This is a genomic window from Helicobacter pylori, from assembly GCF_021062735.1.
Classification (GTDB): domain Bacteria; phylum Campylobacterota; class Campylobacteria; order Campylobacterales; family Helicobacteraceae; genus Helicobacter; species Helicobacter pylori_DN.
Window position 1 is genome coordinate 22,087 of the sequence record NZ_JAHXLB010000017.1, and the last position, 6,039, is coordinate 28,125.

The 6,039-nt window shown below is 38.8% G+C and carries 4 protein-coding genes and 1 pseudogene; 4 read left to right on the top strand and 1 reads right to left on the bottom strand.

Features of this window, described 5'->3' with window-relative positions; all coding sequences use genetic code 11:
- Position 1 precedes the first annotated feature (1 nt).
- The 3 genes from flgK (at position 2) to KX581_RS07210 (ending at position 4,735) form a co-directional block, all read left to right on the top strand.
- On the top strand, positions 2-1,822 hold the full coding sequence (gene flgK, locus KX581_RS07200; protein ID WP_231175978.1) for a flagellar hook-associated protein FlgK: 1,821 nt from the start codon (positions 2-4) through the stop codon (positions 1,820-1,822).
- 199 nt (positions 1,823-2,021) lie between these two features.
- Positions 2,022-3,725 carry a gamma-glutamyltransferase gene (gene ggt / locus KX581_RS07205; protein ID WP_231175979.1) on the top strand — a complete coding sequence of 568 codons (1,704 nt, stop codon included), beginning with the start codon at positions 2,022-2,024 and terminating at the stop codon, positions 3,723-3,725.
- Between the two features lie 239 nt (positions 3,726-3,964).
- Positions 3,965-4,735, top strand: coding sequence for an HP1117 family Sel1-like repeat protein (locus KX581_RS07210; protein WP_120962662.1), 771 nt, complete (start codon positions 3,965-3,967; stop codon positions 4,733-4,735).
- A gap of 243 nt (positions 4,736-4,978) precedes the next feature.
- On the opposite strand, the pseudogene KX581_RS08370 reads toward KX581_RS07210, so the two are convergent.
- Positions 4,979-5,180 (bottom strand): annotated as a pseudogene (locus tag KX581_RS08370) (hypothetical protein).
- Here KX581_RS08370 and KX581_RS07220 point away from each other — a divergent pair.
- The coding region (locus tag KX581_RS07220) for a DUF3519 domain-containing protein (RefSeq protein WP_231175980.1) at positions 5,149-6,039 on the top strand (891 nt) is incomplete at its 3' end. The pseudogene KX581_RS08370 and the gene KX581_RS07220 sit on opposite strands and share 32 nt — an antisense overlap.

Genomic DNA, 6,039 nt, shown 5'->3' on the forward strand with positions numbered 1-6,039 from the left:
AATGGGCGGGATTTTATCTTCACTCAACACTTCTTACACGGGCCTACAAGCCCATCAGAGCATGGTGGATGTTACGGGGAATAATATTTCTAACGCTAGCGATGAATTTTATAGCCGCCAGCGCGTGATTGCAAAGCCTCAAGCGGCTTACATGTATGGCACTAAAAACGTGAATATGGGCGTGGATGTAGAAGCTATTGAAAGGGTGCATGATGAGTTTGTTTTTTCTCGTTACACGAAGGCTAATTACGAAAACACTTATTACGATACAGAGTTTTCGCACTTGAAAGAAGCGAGCGCGTATTTTCCGGACATTGATGAAGCGAGCCTTTTTACGGATTTGCAAGATTATTTTAACTCATGGAAAGAATTGTCTAAAAACGCCAAAGACTCCGCTCAAAAACAGGCTCTCGCTCAAAAAACAGAAGCTTTAACGCACAACATTAAAGACACCAGAGAAAGATTAACGACTTTACAGCACAAGGCGAGTGAAGAATTAAAAAGCGTGATTAAAGAAGTCAATAGCTTGGGTTCTCAAATCGCTCAAATCAACAAACGCATTAAAGAAGTGGAAAACAACAAGAGTTTAAAGCATGCGAATGAATTAAGGGATAAGCGAGATGAGTTGGAATTCCATTTGCGAGAGCTTTTAGGGGGGAATGTTTTTAAAAGCAGTATTAAAACTAATTCGCTCATAGATAAAGACTCAGCGGATTTTGATGAGAGCTATAACCTTAATATCGGGCATGGGTTCAATATCATTGATGGCTCTATTTTCCACCCTTTAGCGGTTAAAGAGTCCGAAAATAAAGGGGGTTTGAACCAGGTTTATTTTCAAAGCGATGATTTTAAGCTCACTAATATTACCGACAAGCTCAATCAGGGAAAAGTGGGGGCGTTATTGGATGTGTATAATGACGGCTCTAACGGGACTTTGAAGGGCAAATTGCAAGATTATATTGATTTGTTGGATTCTTTTGCTAGGGGCTTGATAGAATCCACTAATGCGATTTACGCTCAAAGCGCGAGTCATCATATTGAGGGTGAGCCTGTGGAGTTTAACAGCGATGAAGCCTTTAAAGACACTAACTACAATATCAAAAACGGCTCGTTTGACTTAATCGCTTACAACACCGATGGTAAAGAAATCGCCAGAAAAACCATTGCTATCACGCCCATTACAACCATGAACGATATTATCCAAGCCATTAACGCTAACACCGATGACAATCAAGACAATAACACCGAAAACGATTTTGATGATTATTTCACAGCGAGCTTTAACAATGAGACTAAAAAGTTTGTTATCCAGCCTAAAAACGCTTCGCAAGGGTTGTTTGTCTCTATGAAAGATAACGGCACGAATTTTATGGGAGCGTTAAAGCTCAACCCTTTTTTTCAAGGCGATGACGCTTCTAATATCAGCTTGAATAAAGAATACAAAAAAGAGCCTACCACTATCCGCCCATGGCTTGCCCCCATTAACGGGAATTTTGATGTGGCGAACATGATGCAACAATTGCAATACGACAGCGTGGATTTTTATAACGACAAGTTTGACATTAAACCAATGAAAATCAGCGAGTTTTATCAATTTTTAACCGGTAAAATCAACACGGACGCTGAAAAATCAGGGCGTATTTTAGACACTAAAAAGAGCATGTTAGAGACCATTAAAAAAGAGCAACTCTCTATTTCACAAGTGAGCGTGGATGAAGAAATGGTGAATTTGATCAAGTTTCAAAGCGGTTATGCCGCTAACGCTAAGGTCATTACCGCCATTGATCGGATGATAGACACTTTATTGGGGATTAAACAATAAGTTTTCTACCCATAGCGTTTTTATCAAATAAGCCTTATTTAACTCATTTTTTAAACTCTATTTATTTTAAAACTCATTTTTGAGCCTTTTTTATAACCAACACTCAAACAATTAATAGTATTATGTAAGTTATAAGCGAGAGAGTGCTTTGTAAAGCTTATGCTATAATAACGATTATTGTTGATTGAAAGGAAAACAGATGAGACGGAGTTTTTTGAAAACGATTGGCTTGGGTGTGATAGCGCTCTCTTTGGGTTTGTTAAGCCCTTTGAGTGCAGCGAGTTATCCGCCCATTAAAAACACTAAAGTGGGGTTAGCCCTTTCTAGCCACCCGCTAGCCACTGAAATTGGGCAAAAGGTTTTAGAAGATGGGGGTAATGCGATTGATGCGGCGGTAGCGATAGGATTTGCTCTAGCGGTCGTCCATCCGGCAGCAGGCAATATTGGTGGTGGGGGTTTTGCGGTTATCCATTTGGCTAATGGCGAAAATGTTGCCTTAGATTTTAGAGAAAAAGCCCCCTTAAAAGCCACTAAGAACATGTTTTTAGACAAGCAAGGCAATGTAGTCCCTAAACTCAGTGAAGATGGCTATTTGGCGGCTGGGGTTCCTGGAACGGTGGCGGGCATGGAAGCGATGTTGAAAAAATACGGCACAAAAAAACTATCGCAACTCATTGATCCTGCCATTAAATTGGCTGAAAATGGTTATGTGATTTCACAAAGACAAGCAGAAACCCTAAAAGAAGCGAGAGAGCGGTTTTTAAAATACAGTTCTAGCAAAAAGTATTTTTTTAAAAAAGGGCATCTTGATTATCAAGAAGGGGATTTGTTTGTCCAAAAAGATTTAGCCAAGACTTTGAATCAAATCAAAACGCTAGGCACTAAAGGCTTTTATCAAGGGCAAGTCGCTGATCTTATTGAGAAAGACATGAAAAAAAATGGAGGGATTATCACTAAAGAAGATTTAGCCAGTTACAATGTGAAATGGCGCAAACCCGTGGTAGGGAGTTATCGTGGGTATAAGATCATTTCTATGTCGCCACCAAGTTCGGGAGGTACGCATTTGATTCAGATTTTAAATGTCATGGAGAATGCGGATTTAAGCGCCCTTGGGTATGGGGCTTCTAAGAATATCCATATCGCTGCCGAAGCGATGCGTCAGGCTTATGCGGACAGATCGGTTTATATGGGAGATGCTGATTTTGTTTCGGTGCCGGTGGATAAATTGATTAATAAAGCGTATGCCAAAAAGATTTTTGACACTATCCAGCCAGATACGGTTACGCCAAGCTCTCAAATCAAACCAGGAATGGGGCAGTTGCATGAGGGGAGCAACACCACGCATTATTCTGTAGCGGACAGGTGGGGGAATGCAGTCAGCGTTACTTACACCATTAACGCTTCTTATGGAAGTGCTGCTAGTATTGATGGGGCAGGATTTTTATTGAACAATGAAATGGATGATTTTTCCATAAAACCAGGAAACCCTAATCTCTATGGTTTAGTAGGGGGCGATGCGAATGCGATTGAAGCCAATAAGCGCCCTTTAAGCTCCATGTCGCCTACGATCGTGTTGAAAAACAATAAGGTTTTTTTGGTGGTGGGAAGCCCTGGAGGGTCTAGGATTATCACGACGGTGTTGCAAGTGATTTCCAATGTCATTGATTATAATATGAATATTTCTGAAGCGGTCTCAGCCCCCAGATTCCACATGCAATGGCTCCCTGATGAATTAAGGATTGAAAAGTTTGGCATGCCCGCTGATGTGAAAGACAACCTCACTAAAATGGGCTATCAAATCGTTACTAAGCCGGTCATGGGCGATGTGAATGCGATCCAAGTTTTACCTAAAACTAAGGGGAGCGTTTTCTATGGATCAACGGATCCAAGGAAAGAATTTTAATTCTATTTAGCCTTATTTTTTTGGGAGGGGGGCTTTTAGCGAGAAAATCTTAAATTTAGTTTTAAAATTCATAAAAATAGTGTAAAATTTCTCATTACAAGAGATGATATTAGGTCTAAAATGGTGTATGCAGAATGGAGTTTGAGAATGTTTGCTAGTTTTAGAACGCATGCAGTTTCTTTTTTAAGATTGGTAGCCATTGACATTATGTTTGATCTTATTAAAGCAGAGGAGCAACAATGGGATACGCAAGCAAATTAGCCTTGAAGATTTGTTTGGCAAGTTTATGTTTATTTAGCACTCTTGGTGCAGAACACCTTGAACAAAAAAGGAATTATATCTATAAAGGGGAAGAAGCCTATAATAATAAGGAATACGAGCGAGCGGCTTCTTTTTATAAGAGCGCGATTAAAAATGGCGAGCCGCTTGCTTATGTTCTTTTAGGGATCATGTATGAAAATGGTAGGGGTGTGCCTAAAGATTACAAGAAGGCGGCTGAATATTTTCAAAAAGCGGTTGATAACGACATACCTAGAGGGTATAACAATTTAGGTGTGATGTATAAAGAGGGTAGGGGCGTTCCTAAAGATGAAAAGAAAGCCGTGGAGTATTTTAGAATAGCTACAGAGAAAGGCTATACTAACGCCTATATAAACTTAGGCATCATGTATATGGAGGGTAGGGGAGTTCCAAGCAACTATGTGAAAGCGACAGAGTGCTTTAGAAAAGCGATGCATAAGGGTAATGTAGAAGCTTATATCCTTTTAGGGGATATTTATTATAGTGGGAATGATCAATTGGGTATTGAGCCAGACAAAGATAAGGCTATTGTCTATTATAAAATGGCGGCTGATATGAGTTCTTCTAGAGCTTATGAAGGGTTAGCAGAGTCTTATCAGTATGGGTTAGGCGTGGAAAAAGATAAGAAAAAGGCTGAAGAATACATGCAAAAAGCGTGTGATTTTGACATTGATAAAAATTGTAAGAAAAAGAACACTTCAAGCCGATAATTCTCAAACTTGGGCTTGATTCAAGGATTTTTTGTTTTATGTTAGGTAGCGTGTTTTTTGAACAATTGATTTGAAGCGATAGATTAAAGATATTGCGTTTTTCATGGCTAAGTGGCTTCATATTAAAAACTTTAGCCAAAAAACATTGCTTGCTATAACTTTGCTTTGTTTGTCTCGCCTAAATATTCCCCTTATCTTAACAAGCCCCTAAATTTACAAACTCCAAACAATAGCGATTGGGTTTCACAAACTTTTCAAGAACGACACTAAGATCGCAAGAAAGCCTAAATCCGGTCATTACTAAAAACTTAAGCCAAGGTTTAGCGACCACTCTAAGCGGAGCGTTAAAATACCAATGGACTAAATTCACTTTAGGAACGCTTTATAGAAACGCGCCCGATCGCATTTTAGGTATTAAACTACCTAAAGCGCTAAACGAAGCCACCGCAGGAGCGGCCTTAAAGTATCACATTAAAAGAGCGCTTGAACGAAGCCACACCATAAGCGATTTTAGTAAGAATTTAGAACTAAGCGCGCAAAACGCTAAATTTTCAAACAACACGCTTAAAATCATTGAAGAGCTTAACAACGGCGTTAAACAAGCCAGCGAAGAAATCAAAGAGAAAGCGACTAAAACGAGCAATTTAGTTAAAAGCATAAGAGATCAAGATAAGCGCCCTTTTGAAGTGATAGAAGATAAAGAAGCGTTTTTTAAAGATTTAAACCAAAATCTAAAAGATAACGCTACACCATTACCTAAAGGCATGAGTATTGAAGAATTTAAGCAAAGTTTAGAGAGCGTGGAAAACAAAGACAGATTTTTAGAACATTTAGAAACAAGAGATAACTCACAAGATAGATTAAAATTTCTTAGCTTAATAGAACCCATTCTTAGAGAGCCTCACATTGAAATTTTCATTAAAGATAAAGATGGCGTTATAGTTAAAAAAGAATATATCAAAGCGTTTAAAGATGAAAACAAAACACGCCTATATATGCTAATCACACAAGATAATGATACGATTTTAAGGACTTTTATACCAAAATTGAATGAAAGGTATATGAGAAGTCATGTAAGAGATGCTGACATTATCCACTCTTTTATTCAGCCGAACAGAACCGCCAAGAGCGACAACGCATTAAGCGATGTAGTGGTCTACGGAGAGAATAATACACCAAAACCCCTAACAGATCAAGAGGATTTACTAAAAACAAGCGAAAATTTAAACGAAACCACACAAGAAGCTAAAAATTTAAGCCTATTAGAACAAGCCAACGCCGAAAAGCTTGCTAAATTAGAAAGC